This window comes from Neobacillus sp. NPDC093182, assembly GCF_044754045.1.
On record NZ_JBIVOI010000030.1, the window covers coordinates 24,104 to 41,530 of the forward strand.

Here is a 17,427-nt window from a genome sequence, read left to right on the forward strand (position 1 = left end):
TATTAATTTCGACAAATATCGACATATCTTAAATCACAAAAATCAGTATAATGGTACCGTTTACTTCTGTCAATTGATTGAAAGATAGTGGTAAAATTCAGGTTTTTCACTTTTTTATTATTCCGCCCCTTCTTTTTACTACTCTTTACAAAAAAAATCCACCCGATAAGGTGGATGATGAACTAAATGATCTATTTATTTTTTTCCAGTTTCAATAACACGTTTCATAGCTTGAATATGTCCGAGGTGCAAATTCTCGTGGAAAAGAGCAAAATTAACGAGCTCACCAAAGGTTTCTTGACCAAGGAATGGCTCTTTTAACTTCACGTCGAGGTTTTCAACCGGAATTCCCTTCATTCTATTTAATTGGTCTTTTAACTGTGTCACTAAGACCGAAACAGAAGGAACATCCCCTTTCCAGTCAGCCGGCTTCGTCCCTCTTGCAAATAGTTCCATATAGTTTGCTGGTAAGTTACTAGTATTTTTAGGAAAACCAAAAAGAAAACTCTCGGTCGCTGTTAACACATGTCCAACATGCCAATGAATGTTGTTGTTAAATCCTGTAGGTTGTACATCAACTAGACTCTCGTCAACAGCATCTACATTCTTGATAAAGAAACTTTTTGTTAACTCCATATTATTAAGCAAAAGTTGACTCATCCTCTTATTCCTCCTCTTTTCTCTATTTCACCTCTTCATTTTATACCAAATTAACCCATTTATTAAACTATTTTATCTTACATTTCCTCTGGAGCTTCAATCCCTAATAATCTCAAACCTTCCTTTAGAACAATCGTCACAGAATAAACCAGCGCTAAGCGGGCTTGTTGTTCTGCATTGTCTTCAAGGATTTTAACATCGCCATAATATTTATTAAAGACTTGTGCGAGGTCAACAATATATTTGGCAATTTGAGATGGATCAAACTGCTCATAAGCTCTTTTAACCGCATTTGTAAATTCAGTAAGCAGACTTACAACCTTCCATTCTTTTTCCCAGGAAGGAGACGAGACTGGAGCTGCTTTATCTATCTGCCAGTTTGCTTTGCGTAAAATAGAGCAGGCACGGGCATAGGTATATTGTACATAAGGTCCTGTTTCTCCTTCAAAACGAAGCATTTCTTCTAGAGAAAATTCGATATCATTCATTCTAAAGTTCTTTAAGTCATGGAACATGACCGCCCCTACCCCCACCTGTTTAGCCACTGTATCCTTGTTCGTAAGGTTAGGATTTTTTTCTTCAATATTATGTCTGGCCATACCGATTGATTCATTTAGTACTTCCTCTAATAAGACGACCTTCCCTTTTCTGGTCGACATCTTCTTTCCGTCTTTAAGCATCATTCCGAACGGAATATGGACCATATTTCTTGCCCATGAGTATCCCATCTTTTCTAACACAGCCATTAACTGGTTAAAATGAAGACTCTGTTCATTACCGACAACATACAGTGACAAATCAAAGTCATAGTTTTCTTTACGGTAAAGGGCTGCTGCTAAATCACGCGTTGCGTAAAGGGTAGCTCCATCGGATTTTTTAATTAAACATGGAGGCAATCCTTCATCTGTTAGTTCCACGACTTGTGCCTGGTCAGATTCTACTAGCAATTGTTTTTCCTCTAGCAGCTTGACGACACGGTCCATTTTATCGTTATAAAACGCTTCCCCTGCAAACGAATCAAATTGGACATTCATCAGTTCATAAATTCTTGAAAACTCCTTTAAGGACTCATCCCGGAACCACTGCCATAGCGAAGCGGCTTCCTTATCACCGTCTTCAAGTTTTTTAAACCAGTTTCTTCCCTGTTCCACAAGTGAAGGATCACTTTCTGCTTCATCGTGAAACTTCACATAAAGCGTTAATAATTCCCTAATAGGGTTCAGTTTGACCTTTTCTGCTTCTCCCCAAAGTTTATATGCGGTAATGAGTTTACCGAACTGAGTGCCCCAGTCTCCAATATGGTTAATTCTGATTGGTTTATATCCGCATTTTTCTACAATAAATGCTAAAGAGTTACCAATGACGGTTGAACGCAAATGCCCCATTGAGAATGGTTTTGCGATATTAGGAGATGAGAGGTCAATGGTTACAGGACGGTTATTCCCGATGTTTAAGGCGCCATACTTCTCCTGCTGCTTCATAATTTCAGCAACCGTATCTTCAGAAACTAATTTTTTATTTAAGAAGATGTTGATATAAGCTCCGACCACTTCCACCTTCTCGATCGTTGGGGATTGGATTTTTTCACTTAACTCTTGAGCGATACTAGTTGGCGATTTTCTTTTTACCTTTGCTAATGCAAAACAAGGAAAGGCTAAATCACCGTGCTGCTGATTTTTTGGTTTTTCAATTAGCACTTCCAGCTCTTTCACTTGGATTTCATGGTCTAGTGCTTCAAATAATATCTCTGCAAACTCCAGTTTATACCTCATATTTAAGACCTCCATTTTATCTCTTTGGCTGTGTTAAATTTGGCTGTTGATTTGCGCTCCAGGCGCTACGCTTTCCGCGGGCTCGCCCGTGAGCCTCCTCGGTCGTGCCGACCTGCGGGGTCTCACTCAGCTCGTTCATCCCGCAGGAGTCGAGCGCCTTCTGCTCCAATCAACAGGTTCTAAGATCAACAGTACCTTTAACACAGCCTATAAAAAACAAAAAACTCCCGTCTCTATGTTGAAGAGACGAGAGTTAACTCGCGGTACCACTCTACTTGTTCCAAAGGAACCAGCTTGGCTTGTTAACGGAGGACTACTCCGGTTTGCCCTACTGCTTTCAGGCAAACATCTCAAAAGTGCGCTTCATTCTCTGCTCCATACCAGGCTCACACCATCCCTGACTCGCTTTGACTTCCCAGAGAACTACTCTCTTTCTCATTGATTTTATCCGACTTGATTGTAGTTATTATACTGGATAAAAAAGGATTTATCTAGTCAATGCTAATTATTTTTTCATAATGGGCATCCTACCCACAAAGGAGGGATAACATGGCCAGAAGAAATCGAAATAAAATTCTCGTCCCTGAGGCTAGGAATGGATTAGACGTATTAAAAGCAAAGGTCGTCCAGGCGCAAAATCCTGAAAGTGCCAAATTTGAGGCTGCCGAGGAGGTCGGTGTTCCTTTAAAGAAAGGTTACAATGGCCAGCTCACTTCACAGCAGGCTGGTAAGGTCGGCGGCAGATTAGGCGGAAGCATGGTCCGTGAGCTTGTCAAAATGGCACAGGAAAATATGGCTAAAAAAAGGTAAGCAGCGGCCCCCCGCTGCTTTTACTTATGACCCGGTGGATCGATAATGCCTTACTCCAAATTGCCAGACGAGAAAACAAGGAAGAATAAAGAGGCTGCCAAGAAGGGGAGTCAGCATATAAAGAATCTCATCTCCCTTTGTTTTTCCTAAAATAAACAATAACGGAAGGTAATTTACCGTGCCAAAAGGGATGACATAGGTAAAGAAACGTGCTACCCATTTTTGATAAATATTTAACGGGTATTGAGCCATCTCTCTGCCGCCATCCGTAAAGATATTTGCCACTTCCAAGCCCTGCACCGTCCAAAAACACATAGTTGCAGCCAGCATATAGATGCCTGTGAAAATGAATACGCCGCTCGTAATCATAAAAAACAGGGTGACTGCCTTAACCAGGCTCCATTCAATGGGGAGATTATTCAAGGCCCATATCAGAACGATAACACTTTGAAGCAGCCTGCCTATCCGCGTGAATTCAAATTTTGATCCGAGTACCTGAAGAAAGGTGCTTCTTGGTCGTACAAGAACTCGGTCAAAATCTCCCTTAATGATTAAACTAGAAAAAGTGTCAAAGCCCCGCGCAAAACACTCGCTTAACGAAAAAGCCATGTGAATCACAGCAAAACAAAGTGCAACCTCGAAAAAATCCCAGCCTTTTATTTGTCCAAATCGTTCAAACAAAAAGTATAGTCCGGCAAAAACCGAGAAAGGGATAAAAAACTGACCGATCGATAACAGCCAAAATGATGTCCGGTATTGCATTTGTGATTTAAATAAAATAAGCAGATACTTAAAATAAAGAGTCATCTCCCATTATCCCCCCTGTACGACTACCCTTTTTAATACACTGTTAAGCGCAAATTTTCCTAGCCATAGAAGCACCAGCAAATACCCGAGTTGAATAAAGACACCTATTATGGCTTCATTTTGTGTGATATGTCCTGAATAAACGCGGAATGGAAAATCGGCCGTCCAACGAAATGGCAGGACATAAGCAATTTTTTGCAGCCAGAGAGGCATTAGCGGAACCGGAATAATCAAACCAGCAAAGAATTCCCCTGTAACTCCAAATAGTAAAAGTGAACCCATTGGCGATAAAGTCACAAAAACAGAAATATATAGGAACATTGAAATGGCTACTAAGAGTAATAAGCCTAATAAAAGAGTAATCACAAATAATATGAAAGTTATCGCATTTGGAGGCAGTGTCATGTTGTAGGGTTTTGGTAAAAAGTACGCCACCAGTAAGATGGGATAGCAGCGTAATAGCGCACTGGATAACCGCTGTGCGAGAAGTTTTGCAAACCAGAAACCATATAAATCAGTTGGCCGGCAAAGTTCATAGGCAATATTACCGCTTGTTATGAGATCAAATAATTCGTTATCACGAAACCAAAGCATAATAAATGCAAGAAACGCCTGCTGTAACCATATGTAAGTAATTAGTTCTTTTAAGGATATTGGCGGTGTTTCTGCTGTGAATTCATAAAATGCTTCAAAAACCATAATGGAAATAAATCCCCAGAAGAATTGGGTCGCTACTCCAGCTAATGCAGCAGACCGATACTGCATACCAATTAACAGCCTTAGTTTAAGTACCGAAGCGTATACTTTCATATTTGGAACTCCTTATAAAGCTGGACAATAATATCTTCGATTGGCTGTGATTCGATCCTTACATCTAAAAGGTCCACCTTTTTGGATAGTTCGGTAATTACCTCCGAGGTAAGGATTTGTTCTGTATCGATACTGAGGACAGCGTGTTCAGGAGACCATTGGATAATGGAGGTCCCAGGAATATCAATAGAATGGGTGTTTTTACGATAGTCTACCGTAATCGTTTTGTGTGTTCCAAAACGTTTTCTCAATTCCTCTAATTTCCCATCATAGAGCAAACTGCCTTTACCAATTAAGATTACACGGTTGGCTAATGCTTCAATATCATTCATATCATGAGTAGTCAGGACCACCGTTACGCCCTTTTCTTGATTTATGGTCTTGATAAACTGGCGGACAGCTATTTTCGAAACAGCGTCGAGCCCAATGGTCGGTTCATCTAAAAATAGAATCTGAGGATTATGTATAAGTGAAGCGGCTATTTCACAGCGCATTCGCTGGCCTAAACTAAGCTGCCTGACCGGAGAGTTGATGATGTCTTTTAATTCTAATGTTTCGATGAGCAGGTCTAACGTAGTTTTATATTCTTGTTGTGGGACGTTGTAAATATCCTTCAATAGCTCAAATGAATCGATCACCGGAACATCCCACCAAAGCTGCGAGCGCTGACCGAAGACGACCCCTATATTTTTTACATATTCGACCCGGTTCTTCCATGGTGTGAAGCCCATGATACTGCACTTTCCCCCATCAGGAACTAAAATGCCGCTCATGATTTTAATCGTTGTCGATTTACCAGCACCATTCGGTCCAATGTAACCGACAATTTCACCAGGCTCAATACTGAAAGTGATATCTTTTAGGGCTTCCACAATCGTATGCTCCCGGTAAAAAAGCGACTTGGCGGCCTGCAGCAATCCTGAGGAGCGCTTTGCCACTTTGAATGACTTCGTTATGCCTTCTACCTTTATCAAATGTTTCCCTCCTTTTTTGTCACAGAGGAAAATAATATCACCTCAATCGGAAAGGTGTCAAGAATTTTCTAAATTGTTTTTTGTAGATATATTGTCACAACTTTTAAGGCCATTATTTTATATGATTAGATCAGAAAGGATGTGGAAAATGTTAGTCAAATCTAGAACTGAACCTGATTTATTAATACTACTTCGCTTCTTAAACACGAGAATGAGCTTAACAGTAGATGATACGAAACAGTATTTAAACTTGAAGAAAGGATACGAAGGGGAAGTATTATTTGACCAGTTGACGGCAGCGTATCTCAATAAAGAAATTTTTATTCTAAACGATATAATGCTCGAAATAAATCATTCAAAATTTCAAATTGATTCCTCCCTGATTATTCAAGATACAATTATTCCATGTGAAGTAAAAAATTATGAAAGCAATTATTTTTACAAGGATGGTGAATTTTATTTCTTTGGTGCAAAACAGCCAGTCACCAATCCATTGCACCAATTAAAAAGAGCTGAAACTTTGCTTCAACAATATCTTAAAAAAAATGGGTTCCATTTTCGGATTCTTCCATATCTGGTTTTTATAAACCCTAAATTCTTCTTATATCAAGCTCCCCAAAACGATTCAATTATTTTTCCTCCACAGCTAAGCAGCTTTATGGAAAAGCTGAACTCAAAGCCATCAAACCTAAATGGGATGCAGCGGAAACTGGCTGACAAAATGATAGCGGATCACATCATTGAATCTCCCTATCCCAAATTACCTCCTTATAATTACCACTCACTACAAAAAGGGCTAACTTGTGCTATCTGTAGCTCCTTTTTTATAAGTTATGGCGAAAAGAAAATTAAGTGTAATAATTGTGGTTCCGAGGAGGACATTGAGTCAGCTGTCTTACGGTGTGTACAAGAATTTAAGCTACTATTTCCAGACCTTCGAGTTACCACTAATATTATTTTTGATTGGTGTAAGGTTGTGGAGTCCAGAAAAACCATAAGGAGAATCTTGCAGAGTTATTATAAAGTTATGGGATGTAAGCAATGGACTTACTATGAGTGACCGCTCTTTATGCTTTTTGCTATTTTCGGCCTCTTGTCAATCTTATGAGTGACCACTCTTCCTTCTTTTTGCTATTCTCGGGCTCTCATTCTTATGAGTGACCTCTCTTGCTCTTTGTGCAGTTCTCGGGGCTCTCATCTATCTTATGAGTGACCGCTCTTCTTTCTTTTTGCTATTCTCGGGCTCTCATCTATCTTATGAGTGACCGCTCTTCCTTCTTTATGCTATTCTCGGGCTCTCATCTATCTTATGAGTGACCGCTCTTCTTTCTTTTTGCTTTTCTCGGGCTCTCATCTATCTTATGAGTGACCGCTCTTCTTTCTTTTTGCTATTCTCGGGCTCTCATCTATCTTATGAGTGACCGCTCTTCCTTCTTTTTGCTATTCTCGGGCTCTCATCTATCTAATGAGTGACCGCTCTTCCTTATTTTTGCTGTCCTCGGGCTCTCATTCTTATGAGTGACCGTGCTTCCTTCTTTTTTCTATTCTTGGGCTCTTATCAATCTTATGAGTGACCGCTCTTCCTTCTTTTTTCTATTCTAGGGCTCTCATCAATCTTATGAGCGACCGCTCTTCCTTCTTTTTGCTGTTCTGGGGCCCTAATCCATCATATGAGTGACTGCTCTTCCACCTTTTTGGAAGTTCTCAAGCTCCCATCTTCCTAACAAGAACAATAAAAGCCCCGATCTATAAAGATCGGGGCCATTGCATTACTCAACTGTCACGGATTTCGCGAGATTACGTGGTTTGTCAACGTCACAATCACGGTGCAGTGCAGCGTAGTAGGCAATTAATTGTAATGGTATTACAGAGATAAGTGGTGTTAATAAATCATGTACTTCTGGGATGACGAAGCTGTCTTCGTCCATGTTTAGACCCTTCATCGAAATAATGCATGGGTTAGCACCGCGGGCAACAACTTCTTTTACGTTACCGCGAATGCTTAAGTTTACACTTTCTTGAGTTGCTAACGCAATCACTGGTGTACCTTCTTCAATTAAGGCAATCGTACCATGCTTTAATTCTCCGCCAGCGAAGCCTTCAGCTTGAATATAAGAAATTTCTTTTAGCTTTAACGCTCCTTCTAAACCTACATAATAATCAATTCCGCGTCCGATAAAGAAGGCATTGCGTGTTACTGCTAAAAACTCTCTAGAAATATGCTCAATTAGCTCTTTTGAATCACAAAGGACCTCCATTGCATTCGCAACCAGACCCAGCTCATGGATAAGGTCAAAGCCAGGATTAAGATTACGGCTTTTTGCCGTCACTTCCGCCAAGATTGCTAAAACAGCTAATTGTGCTGTATATGCTTTGGTAGAGGCAACTGCAATTTCAGGTCCAGCGTGCAGCAATAGTGTATAATCTGCTTCACGGGAAAGTGTTGATCCAGGAACATTTGTAATCGTTAATGCTTGATAGCCCATTTCTTTAATGTTAACAAGAACGGCACGACTATCCGCAGTCTCGCCACTCTGAGATATAAAGACAAATAGAGGTTTCTCAGACAGAAGTGGCATGTTATAGCCAAACTCGCTAGAAATATGAACTTCAACTGGAATCTTAGCCATTTTCTCGATGAACTGCTTTCCAACAAGACCTGCATGATAAGAAGTTCCAGCCGCAATAATATACACTCGATCAGAGTTGTTCATAGCATTAATGATCTCAGGATCAATTGTTAATTCACCTTGTTTATTTTGGTATGCTTGGATGATTTTACGCATAACCGCAGGCTGCTCATCAATTTCTTTTAACATGTAATGAGGATATGTGCCTTTTTCAATATCGCTTGCGTCCAGTTCTGCAATGTAAGAAGTACGAGAAACAGTTTCCCCATCAAGATTTTGGATCGTTACATCGTTCTTTGTAACGATTACGATTTCTTTATCCATTAGCTCTACGTATTCATTCGTAACTTGAAGCATTGCCATTGCATCACTTGCTACAACATTAAAGTCTGAACCTAATCCAACAAGTAATGGACTTTTGTTTTTTGCAACAAAAATCGTATCGCTGTTTTGTTCGTCCAATAACGCAAGGGCATATGAACCATGTAAAAGGGTAAGTGTCTTACGGAATGCTTCTAATACGTCTAAGCCTTCGTGTACAAACTTTTCAATCATCTGAACGATGACTTCGGTATCAGTTTCACTTACAAACGTAACATCAGCTAAATATTCGCGCTTTAAAAGATCATAATTCTCAATAACACCATTATGAACTAATGTAAAACGTCCAGAAGTACTCTGGTGCGGATGGGAATTTGTTTTGCTAGGTACACCATGTGTAGCCCAGCGTGTATGACCAATTCCGATGTTAGCCATAACATCTAGGTCTACTATCTCACGCAAATCAGCAATACGTCCCTTTTCCTTAAAAACATGAACTCCATTTTCGTTCATTACAGCAATACCTGCTGAGTCATATCCTCTATATTCGAGCTTTTCTAAGCCTTTTAGTAAAATTTCTTTCGTATCATTTAATCCAATATATCCAACAATTCCACACATTTTTCTTTTCCTCCCTGATACAGGGGGCAAGAATGCTTTTGGAGGCTCACCTTGCCCCCTTATCTCTGTTTTGAAAGGTATCTGTATATACCTTTTTCTTTTTGTTGCTATGTTTAGTATGCGCATTTCCTTCTCTTTGTGCACCAAGTTGCCTCGATGTTTTAAAGAAGAAATAATCGGTTGTGCGTTCAACCGGGAGGTATCCGCCGAACATTCGATAAACCTCCTCCTCGTCAACTAACCCCCTTGGTTAGTTCAGGCGCTTTTGTTTATTCTTTTGTTACCACTATCCTCCTTTTAAGTAATATGTTTGCTTTTAAGAAACAAAGCAGATTAATCGTAACCGATAGACCCAATTTCGTCAACTAAATAATAAAAGGCAAAGATGTTTAACTTTACCAATTATATAATAAAATATGCATAAGGGAGCTTTTAAGTTCCCTTATGCATATCTCATATTATCTATTCTTTTAATTCCATTTCTGCTTTTACTACAGAAACAATTCGGTCTACATAGTCTTCGCACAATTCTTCTGTAGGTGCCTCTGCCATTACTCGAACAAGCGGTTCTGTACCAGATGGACGAACAAGGATACGTCCGTTTCCGTTCATTTCTGCTTCAACCTGCTCAATAATCGTTTTTACCTTTTCATTATCTGTTACATGATGCTTATCTGTTACGCGAACATTAACAAGCTTCTGAGGGAATTTTTTCATGTCTGCTGCTAATTCAGATAAAGTTTTCTTCGTTGCTTTCATAATATTAACTAATTGAAGCCCGGTTAATAAGCCGTCACCAGTGGTATTGTAATCCAAGAAAATGATGTGTCCGGATTGCTCACCACCGAGATTAAACCCATTTTTCTTCATTTCTTCGACAACATAGCGGTCACCGACTGCTGTTGGTACACTTTGAATCCCCAGTACTTCTAGACCTTTATAAAATCCTAAATTACTCATGACTGTGGAAACAATTGTACTATGTTTTAGACGGCCGTGTTCCTTCATATACTTACCACAAATAAACATAATTTGGTCACCGTCTACGATATTACCCTTTTCATCAATGGCGATTAAACGGTCTCCGTCACCATCAAAGGATAGACCTACATCAGCACCCTTCTCTTTTACCATTGCTGCTAAGGCTTCTGGATGTGTCGAACCAACTCCAGCATTAATATTAATGCCATTTGGCGAAGCACCCATGACAGAAATATCTGCATCCAAATCAGCAAATAGGTGTGTAGCAAGTGAAGAGGTAGCCCCATGAGCACAATCTAAGGCAATATGGATACCAGAGAAATCTTCATCCACTGTATTTTTCAAGTATTGCAGGTACTTTTGACCGCCTTCAAAATAATCCATGACCTGGCCAAGATCAGCTCCAACTGGTCTAGGTAATTGATCCTCTGCCATATCGATCAATTCTTCAATTTCATATTCCTGCTCATCAGAGAGCTTAAATCCATCAGGTCCGAAAAATTTAATGCCATTGTCTGCCACCGGATTATGGGAAGCAGAAATCATTACTCCTGCCTCAGCCCCCAGCGCTTTTGTTAGATAGGATACGCCAGGTGTTGAAATGACACCTAAGCGCATTACCTCTGCACCAATTGAAAGTAATCCAGCGACCAGTGCGCCTTCAAGCATATGCCCGGAAACACGGGTATCACGACCGATTAGCACTTTTGGTCTGTCCTTGTCCTTTGTTAATACAAACCCACCGAAACGCCCCAGTTTAAATGCTAATTCAGGTGTTAATTCACTATTCGCCACTCCGCGGACGCCATCGGTACCAAAGTATTTTCCCATTATCAAAATCGCTCCTTATCATGTATACTGCTGTGTTTTATGCGTTGTCTCTCGTTATAGTTATTTTTGCTGATGATTTATCAGGTTTCCAATTTACATCCGGTGGTCCATCGACTTGAATCGGAACATTATGATCACCTTCTGTAAAGCCTGTTAAATCAACGAAAATATTGAAGTTGTTTGGTCCAAGCCCTGTAGCAGCACCTGGTCCAAAGACTAATAAACTTACTAATTGATTGGAAGGGTCATTAATAACCGCTTCATATTGTTCGGATAATCCCCTTATATTTATAGGGATACCTGATACAGTGGTCTCTTCCTCTTTTTTAACTACAACGGTGACCTCTACTGTTTCAGGTGATACCTTTGTTATTCCATTTGAGATAATCACGGGTAAAGTAATCGTCGTATTCTCACTAATCTTACTTACGTCGACTTCAACACGGACATTATCAGTATCTTTTAGTACATCCTCTGCACCTGAAATTACTGCTTCTTTTACATCCAAGTCAATCGATTCAATTGTGACCCCGTCTGGTGGAGTTCCTTTTTCAATGATGGTAATAGGTACAGTTTTATCATTGCTTTTTATCGGAATGGTGACCTCTACAGTTGCCGGCTCAACCACTACATTCAGTTTATTTAAATCCTTATCAAGCACCTGTACCTGTGCCTCTTTAGTGACCGTACTATCAAGTAGATCTTTGCCTTCAAGCGCTGCTTTAACATATGTAATTCGATCGATTACATCTTTTGCACCTGTAATTTTCACCTTTTTTGGATTAACGGCAGGTTGTCCCGCTGAATAACCATCTTTTATCAAGTCACTATTAAATTCAGCCTCTACCGTAAATTCAGTTGTTACTTTTTCTTGAATGGCCACCGTTAAAGTACTTGGTTTGATTGTGGCTTTTAACTTTTCAGATAACCCGCTTACTTCAAATTTCACCTTTTGATTACCTATTTTAGCATTGGTTAAATCAACAAAAATCTCAAAGTTTTTTAAAGCCTTGGCTGACTGAACATGTGGCATTGGACCTTCGATCGTTACTTCCACCGTATCTGGTATTCCTGAAACTACAAGGTTTTCGGTATCATAATAAGCCTTTACTGGAATATCAGCTAGGGTCTCTGTAGTAATTTCCCCTGGCACATTGATCTCTGTTGTTTTCCCTCCGGAATTCGGGACAGCAGAATAAAGCAGGACGGCCATTAATAACGCCAGTATTTTTATAAACCAGGGATTATCCATCAGTTTATCCATTATTCTTTCCCCTCCAGTTCCAACGAGCTGAAGAAGCCGGTTTTACTTTCGTACTAGTGATAATTAAATCATGAGAAATCAATTCTTTAAATGCGTCTAATGTTAAATTTCGATGAAGCTCCCCATTTTTGGTTAAAGAAATATTTCCGGTTTCTTCAGAAACAACCACTGTAATACTGTCTGTGACTTCACTTATTCCTAAAGCGGCTCGGTGTCTAGTACCAAGCTCCTTTGAGATAAAAGGGCTTTCGGATAAGGGAAGATAACAAGCAGCGGCGGCTACATTATTTTTTTGAATAATAACAGCGCCATCATGAAGCGGTGTATTTGGAATAAAAATATTTATGAGTAATTCAGAAGAAATTTTCGCATCTAATGGAATACCTGTTTCTATGTAATCACTCATCCCTGTTTCCCTTTCAATGGAAATCAAGGCACCTATGCGCCGTTTAGCCATATAGTCTGTGGCCTTAACAATCGCTTCGACCATTTTCTCTTGCTCTTCATCATCCGGACCGTTGCTTCGTGAAAAAAACCGCCCTCTTCCTAATTGCTCAAGGGCTCTCCGAAGTTCTGGCTGAAAGATAATGATAATGGCTAGGAATCCCCAATCAATCGCCTGCTGTGTTAACCAGCTCAGCGTATTTAGGCCAAAAAACTCACTAACAACTCTTATAAGGAGAATAACAACAATTCCTTTTAATAATTGTACAGCTTTGGTTCCTTTGATTAGGTTTAACAGTTTATAAATGACCCACGAAACAAGGAGAATATCAACAATACTAGCTAAATACTTCCATATAGTAAAATCCTCAAAAAACGGCATTGTTTTTCCTCCGTAAATTTGTCTAACTTATAACCAATTTATTATACCATAAAATAAACATGTACTTATTATTAATCATTCTTATACATATCATTAAAAAAGAAATCACTCACTAGGAGTGACTTCTTACTATTATTCTTCACCTTCATTAAAGATATCAATTACCTCATAAGCAATCCTCTTCATATGATACCAAATCCAATCGAAGACTTCATTTACCTCTTCAATTTGCCCGGTTACATGGCCGGCAGAAGCTAAATACTGTTCCCCATTAATGACTGTGACGTCTCCTTGCACTTCACCTTCAATTCTTAGCTCCCCGTTTCGGACGATGACATCACCTTTGACTACTTCCCCTTCCGGGACGATTACAGTACCGTTCTGAACTACTAAATTCTCTTGTTTCGAAACGGAAAATTCACGTTCTTGATTCCAGGTTGAAAATACGCTTCCTGTCATAAGGACTAAAAATAATGACGCAGCCGCAATTAACGGATGATTTCGTAACCATCTTTGCATGCTGACCTTTTTCTTTTCTTTTGGGAGGCTGGCCATTACCTTCGCTGTAAAATTGGGCGGTGCCTGCATTCTAGAAGTTCCTTTTACTACCGCAATAGTCTTCTTATATTCATTGAACAGTGTCTCACATTCCTTACAGCTTTTGAGGTGGTCTCTTAAAATCATCTCATTTTTGGGGTCAATTTCTTCATCTAAATATTCGTGCATTAACTCAACGATTTCTTCATCACACTTCAACGTGTTTCACCTCTTATCACACATAACGTAATTGTTGACGTAACGCCTCGCGCCCCCGATGGATCCGCGTTTTGACTGTACCTAACGGCAAATCAAGAATTTCACTTATTTCATTTAAAGACAACTCTTCAATATACTTTAAAACAATAACAGACCTGTATTTTTCAGGAAGCTTTAAAATTTCCTTTTGAACGGATTCTTGAAGTTCGAGACTTTCCAACTCATTTTCAGGTAAAGGAGAATTTGAGGCCAGCTGTGAATACATCGTGAGGCCGTCAGTGCCCGAGACCTCCGCATCAAGATAGTAATCTGGCTTTTTCTTTCTTATCCTGTCTATACACAAATTTGTTGCAATCCGAAATAACCAAGTTGAAAACTTTAAATCCTGATTAAATGACTTGATATTAACATATGCACGGATAAAGGCCTCCTGTGCAATATCTTCTGCTTCGTGGCGATTTCCCAGCATTCGATAACCTAGCTGATAAATACTATTACTATAAATCTCAACGATTTCAGCAAATGCATCTTGATCGCCTTTTATCACCTGTTTAATTCTTTTTTTTATAAGGGCTTCCATCTATTTTTCTCAGCTCCAATACCGCTATACAATCTTACGAATCAATAGCAAAAAGGTTTCAATATAAATCATTTCTTTCTTACATACTTTTTATATTAACAAAAATTTACTATTTTGGATAAAAGGAAGCTTAAAAGTTTTTTTACTGTGGGAAGGAATAGCGGAAGGAAACAATAATAGCAGCTTTCAAGGAAAGCTGCCTGCTTAATCATTATAGTAATTTTTCACCGAACAAGGAGCCCATCAATTCAACAGCTGCCCCAGCCGTTTTATTCTTTTCGTCTAAAATAGGATTGACTTCTACAAATTCTGCTGAGGTTATAATTCGCGCTTCTTCAAGCATTTCCATTGCCAAATGACTCTCACGATAACTAATACCGCCCATAACCGGAGTTCCTACACCGGGAGCATCATTAGGGTCTAATCCATCTAAATCTAGTGATAAGTGAACACCATCTGTTCTTTCTTTTAGATAGGCAATCGTTTCCTCCATCACTTTAGCCATCCCTAGTCTGTCAATCTCATGCATGGTGTATACTTTTATGCCTTTTTCTTTAATTAAGATTTTTTCACCCTCATCAAGAGATCTTGCACCGATGATAACCACGTGCTCTGGTTTTACTTTTGGGGAATATCCTCCGATATCCGTTAAAGAACGATGACCAATTCCTAAACTTGCTGCTAACGGCATACCATGTATATTTCCGGAAGGTGAAGTTTCTGCCGTGTTCAAATCACCATGTGCATCATACCAAATTACCCCTAAGTTACTGTAATGCTTCGAAACACCTGCTAAAGTTCCAATGGCAATGCTATGGTCTCCACCCAAAACAAGCGGAAATGAACCTGATTGAATTACTTCGTCGACCTTTTCTGCAAGTAAGGTACTTTTTTCAGATACAAGATCTAAATTCCTTAAGTTAGATTCTTTATCGATCACCACTTCAGGTCTTCCAATCGGAATGTCCCCCATGTCATGAATTTCATCAAATAGTGGTTTCAGTCTTTCATTTATCCCCGCATATCGGATAGCACTAGGTCCCATATCAACTCCCCGTCTCATTTGACCTAAATCCATCGGCATTCCAATTATAGATAGCTTCCTCATACTTTACCTCCTACCCTTCATAAATACTATTTTAACCGTTTTCATAGCGATGACTCAACTCGACAAAATTATGTATATATATACGAAGTTTGGTTTTATTTAAGGTGTTAGGTTTTGGCTTAAGAAAGGTAGTAGTTTGATTACTTCATCATGAAAGCTGCATGGTTACCACTTTTTCGTTTTTCCTTTTATTACGGTCATTTAAACAAAGCAAAAAATAAAAAAGCCTTAAATCCAAGTGATTTAAGGCAAAGTTTATATGTAGTGTGATGGTTATTTTACTTCGTAAAAAACCTTGGTGGAGCCTAGCGGGATCGAACCGCTGACCTCCTGCGTGCAAAGCAGGCGCTCTCCCAGCTGAGCTAAGGCCCCATATGGAGCGGAAGACGGGATTCGAACCCGCGACCCCCACCTTGGCAAGGTGGTGTTCTACCACTGAACTACTTCCGCTTTTCATAGAAAAGACCCGTAGAGATATCAATCTCTTGGGGCCAATTTATAAACTGATGAGCCATGAAGGACTCGAACCTTCGACCCTCTGATTAAAAGTCAGATGCTCTACCAACTGAGCTAATGGCTCTTGGCTGGGCTAGCTGGATTTGAACCAACGCATGTCGCAGTCAAAGTGCGATGCCTTACCGCTTGGCTATAGCCCAATGTTTAGTACATTTACTAGTATGTCCAATACTCAGTAAAAATATAAGTGGTGGAGGGGGACGGATTCGAACCGCCGAACCCGGAGGGAGCGGATTTACAGTCCGCCGCGTTTAGCCACTTCGCTACCCCTCCACTTATTAAAAATGTTTAAAATCCCTTCTGGGATTTTTCGCATGCTTCCGCTGAAGTTGATTCAAGAAGTAAGAAGCATGGTGCCGGCGAGAGGACTTGAACCCCCAACCTACTGATTACAAGTCAGTTGCTCTACCAATTGAGCTACCCCGGCACATATTAAATATTATTTACTTCGTGAAGTAATTATGGTGGAGGATGACGGGATCGAACCGCCGACCCTCTGCTTGTAAGGCAGATGCTCTCCCAGCTGAGCTAATCCTCCATATAAGGAAACTTTATCGTATTAGCGAAATAAAGTGGTGACCCCTACGGGATTCGAACCCGTGTTACCTCCGTGAAAGGGAGGTGTCTTAACCACTTGACCAAGGGGCCGTATTGTTAAAAAATAGGAAAGCTTCCAAGCGGGCTCGAACCGCTGACCTCTTCCTTACCATGGAAGTGCTCTACCTACTGAGCTATGGAAGCATAGCTAATTTTAATTTAAATAAAAATGGCTCCGCAGGTAGGACTCGAACCTACGACCGATCGGTTAACAGCCGATAGCTCTACCACTGAGCTACTGCGGAACAATATAAAGGCCTGGCAACGTCCTACTCTCACAGGGACGTTTGTCCCAACTACCATCGGCGCTGAGAAGCTTAACTTCCGTGTTCGGTATGGGAACGGGTGTGACCTTCTCGCCATTATTACCAGACCTATTTTTCTCAAAGACAATTTCTATTATACTGTCTTTCGAAAAAAATTCAAGAGGTTTTTGAAAAAAATTCATTCCCTCAAAACTAGATAATTTCAGAAGAAGTTTGTAAAACGAGTTCACCTTAAAAATTGGTTAAGTCCTCGAACGATTAGTATCAGTCAGCTCCACACGTTACCGCGCTTCCACC

Annotated in this window: 15 protein-coding genes, 10 tRNA genes, 1 rRNA gene and 1 other annotated feature; of the genes, 2 read left to right on the plus strand and 24 right to left on the minus strand. The window is 39.9% G+C overall.

Annotated features, from left to right (window positions below):
- Positions 1–195: 195 nt before the first annotated feature.
- Both ACIQAA_RS31680 and argS read right to left on the minus strand, forming a co-directional pair.
- A complete protein-coding gene (locus ACIQAA_RS31680; RefSeq protein WP_402627699.1) occupies positions 196–660 on the minus strand; it encodes a DinB family protein in 465 nt (154 codons plus the stop codon).
- 77 nt (positions 661–737) lie between these two features.
- Complete coding sequence (argS, locus tag ACIQAA_RS31685) at positions 738–2,432, minus strand: arginine--tRNA ligase (protein ID WP_402627701.1); 1,695 nt, start codon at positions 2,430–2,432, stop codon at positions 738–740.
- 239 nt (positions 2,433–2,671) lie between these two features.
- Positions 2,672–2,880, minus strand: a binding site (T-box leader).
- Positions 2,881–2,981: 101 nt separating this feature from the next.
- Here argS and ACIQAA_RS31690 point away from each other — a divergent pair.
- The gene (locus ACIQAA_RS31690) at positions 2,982–3,242 is read left to right on the plus strand and encodes an alpha/beta-type small acid-soluble spore protein (protein WP_402627704.1); all 261 of its coding nucleotides are present in this window, start codon (positions 2,982–2,984) and stop codon (positions 3,240–3,242) included.
- A 24-nt stretch (positions 3,243–3,266) separates the two neighbouring features.
- Here ACIQAA_RS31690 and ACIQAA_RS31695 read toward each other — a convergent pair whose 3' ends face one another.
- The 3 genes from ACIQAA_RS31695 to ACIQAA_RS31705 are packed head-to-tail and all read right to left on the minus strand — an operon-like array spanning position 3,267 to position 5,833.
- A complete protein-coding gene (locus ACIQAA_RS31695; RefSeq protein WP_402627707.1) occupies positions 3,267–4,049 on the minus strand; it encodes an ABC transporter permease in 783 nt (260 codons plus the stop codon).
- Positions 4,050–4,055: 6 nt separating this feature from the next.
- Positions 4,056–4,859, minus strand: a complete 804-nt coding sequence (locus tag ACIQAA_RS31700) for an ABC transporter permease (protein WP_402627709.1) — start codon at positions 4,857–4,859, stop codon at positions 4,056–4,058.
- Positions 4,856–5,833, minus strand: coding sequence for an ABC transporter ATP-binding protein (locus ACIQAA_RS31705; protein WP_402627712.1), 978 nt, complete (start codon positions 5,831–5,833; stop codon positions 4,856–4,858). Before ACIQAA_RS31705 ends, ACIQAA_RS31700 begins: the two co-directional genes overlap by 4 nt.
- A gap of 73 nt (positions 5,834–5,906) precedes the next feature.
- On the opposite strand from ACIQAA_RS31705, the gene ACIQAA_RS31710 reads away from it, so the two are divergent.
- Positions 5,907–6,893 (plus strand): nuclease-related domain-containing protein, encoded by a 987-nt coding sequence (locus tag ACIQAA_RS31710; protein WP_402627715.1) that lies wholly within the window; start codon positions 5,907–5,909, stop codon positions 6,891–6,893.
- Positions 6,894–7,602: 709 nt separating this feature from the next.
- On the opposite strand, the gene glmS is transcribed toward ACIQAA_RS31710, so the two are convergent.
- From glmS to rrf, 19 genes are all read right to left on the minus strand, one after another.
- A complete protein-coding gene (gene glmS / locus ACIQAA_RS31715; RefSeq protein WP_402627718.1) occupies positions 7,603–9,405 on the minus strand; it encodes a glutamine--fructose-6-phosphate transaminase (isomerizing) in 1,803 nt (600 codons plus the stop codon).
- A 46-nt stretch (positions 9,406–9,451) separates the two neighbouring features.
- Positions 9,452–9,619, minus strand: coding sequence for a hypothetical protein (locus ACIQAA_RS31720; RefSeq protein ID WP_402627720.1), 168 nt, complete (start codon positions 9,617–9,619; stop codon positions 9,452–9,454).
- A 248-nt stretch (positions 9,620–9,867) separates the two neighbouring features.
- The gene (gene glmM / locus ACIQAA_RS31725) at positions 9,868–11,217 is read right to left on the minus strand and encodes a phosphoglucosamine mutase (RefSeq protein WP_402627723.1); all 1,350 of its coding nucleotides are present in this window, start codon (positions 11,215–11,217) and stop codon (positions 9,868–9,870) included.
- A 37-nt stretch (positions 11,218–11,254) separates the two neighbouring features.
- Positions 11,255–12,481: a CdaR family protein gene (locus ACIQAA_RS31730; protein WP_402627726.1), complete on the minus strand. Its 1,227-nt coding sequence runs from the start codon at positions 12,479–12,481 to the stop codon at positions 11,255–11,257.
- Positions 12,474–13,307, minus strand: coding sequence for a diadenylate cyclase CdaA (gene cdaA, locus ACIQAA_RS31735; protein WP_402627729.1), 834 nt, complete (start codon positions 13,305–13,307; stop codon positions 12,474–12,476). The genes ACIQAA_RS31730 and cdaA overlap by 8 nt, the downstream gene beginning before the upstream one ends.
- Before the next feature lie 132 nt (positions 13,308–13,439).
- On the minus strand, positions 13,440–14,063 hold the full coding sequence (locus ACIQAA_RS31740) for a zf-HC2 domain-containing protein (RefSeq protein ID WP_402627732.1): 624 nt from the start codon (positions 14,061–14,063) through the stop codon (positions 13,440–13,442).
- Between the two features lie 16 nt (positions 14,064–14,079).
- A complete protein-coding gene (sigW, locus tag ACIQAA_RS31745; RefSeq protein WP_402627734.1) occupies positions 14,080–14,643 on the minus strand; it encodes an RNA polymerase sigma factor SigW in 564 nt (187 codons plus the stop codon).
- A gap of 211 nt (positions 14,644–14,854) precedes the next feature.
- Positions 14,855–15,751, minus strand: a complete 897-nt coding sequence (gene rocF, locus ACIQAA_RS31750; protein ID WP_402627737.1) for an arginase — start codon at positions 15,749–15,751, stop codon at positions 14,855–14,857.
- A gap of 296 nt (positions 15,752–16,047) precedes the next feature.
- A tRNA-Ala gene (locus tag ACIQAA_RS31755) sits at positions 16,048–16,123 on the minus strand.
- Between the two features lie 3 nt (positions 16,124–16,126).
- Positions 16,127–16,201, minus strand: a tRNA-Gly gene (locus ACIQAA_RS31760).
- A 57-nt stretch (positions 16,202–16,258) separates the two neighbouring features.
- Positions 16,259–16,331: transfer RNA gene (locus ACIQAA_RS31765), tRNA-Lys, on the minus strand.
- Position 16,332: 1 nt separating this feature from the next.
- Positions 16,333–16,407, minus strand: a tRNA-Gln gene (locus ACIQAA_RS31770).
- Between the two features lie 48 nt (positions 16,408–16,455).
- Positions 16,456–16,540: transfer RNA gene (locus ACIQAA_RS31775), tRNA-Tyr, on the minus strand.
- A 78-nt stretch (positions 16,541–16,618) separates the two neighbouring features.
- Positions 16,619–16,694, minus strand: a tRNA-Thr gene (locus tag ACIQAA_RS31780).
- A gap of 35 nt (positions 16,695–16,729) precedes the next feature.
- Positions 16,730–16,805, minus strand: a tRNA-Val gene (locus tag ACIQAA_RS31785).
- A gap of 35 nt (positions 16,806–16,840) precedes the next feature.
- Positions 16,841–16,915, minus strand: a tRNA-Glu gene (locus tag ACIQAA_RS31790).
- A gap of 20 nt (positions 16,916–16,935) precedes the next feature.
- Positions 16,936–17,008 (minus strand) — tRNA-Thr (locus tag ACIQAA_RS31795).
- Positions 17,009–17,034: 26 nt separating this feature from the next.
- Positions 17,035–17,109: transfer RNA gene (locus ACIQAA_RS31800), tRNA-Asn, on the minus strand.
- 11 nt (positions 17,110–17,120) lie between these two features.
- Positions 17,121–17,237 (minus strand): 5S ribosomal RNA (rrf, locus tag ACIQAA_RS31805).
- Between the last annotated feature and the right edge of the window lie 190 nt (positions 17,238–17,427).

Bases quoted from the DNA above. Each gene is read 5' to 3' on its own strand.
- rocF (WP_402627737.1), bottom strand. From the start codon at position 15,751: ATGAGGAAGCTATCTATAATTGGAATGCCGATGGATTTAGGTCAAATG.
- cdaA (WP_402627729.1), bottom strand. From the start codon at position 13,307: ATGCCGTTTTTTGAGGATTTTACTATATGGAAGTATTTAGCTAGTATT.
- glmS (WP_402627718.1), bottom strand. From the start codon at position 9,405: ATGTGTGGAATTGTTGGATATATTGGATTAAATGATACGAAAGAAATT.
- ACIQAA_RS31680 (WP_402627699.1), bottom strand. From the start codon at position 660: ATGAGTCAACTTTTGCTTAATAATATGGAGTTAACAAAAAGTTTCTTT.
- ACIQAA_RS31730 (WP_402627726.1), bottom strand. From the start codon at position 12,481: ATGGATAAACTGATGGATAATCCCTGGTTTATAAAAATACTGGCGTTA.
- ACIQAA_RS31700 (WP_402627709.1), bottom strand. From the start codon at position 4,859: ATGAAAGTATACGCTTCGGTACTTAAACTAAGGCTGTTAATTGGTATG.
- argS (WP_402627701.1), bottom strand. From the start codon at position 2,432: ATGAGGTATAAACTGGAGTTTGCAGAGATATTATTTGAAGCACTAGAC.
- ACIQAA_RS31720 (WP_402627720.1), bottom strand. From the start codon at position 9,619: ATGTTCGGCGGATACCTCCCGGTTGAACGCACAACCGATTATTTCTTC.
- ACIQAA_RS31690 (WP_402627704.1), top strand. From the start codon at position 2,982: ATGGCCAGAAGAAATCGAAATAAAATTCTCGTCCCTGAGGCTAGGAAT.
- glmM (WP_402627723.1), bottom strand. From the start codon at position 11,217: ATGGGAAAATACTTTGGTACCGATGGCGTCCGCGGAGTGGCGAATAGT.
- sigW (WP_402627734.1), bottom strand. From the start codon at position 14,643: ATGGAAGCCCTTATAAAAAAAAGAATTAAACAGGTGATAAAAGGCGAT.
- ACIQAA_RS31695 (WP_402627707.1), bottom strand. From the start codon at position 4,049: ATGACTCTTTATTTTAAGTATCTGCTTATTTTATTTAAATCACAAATG.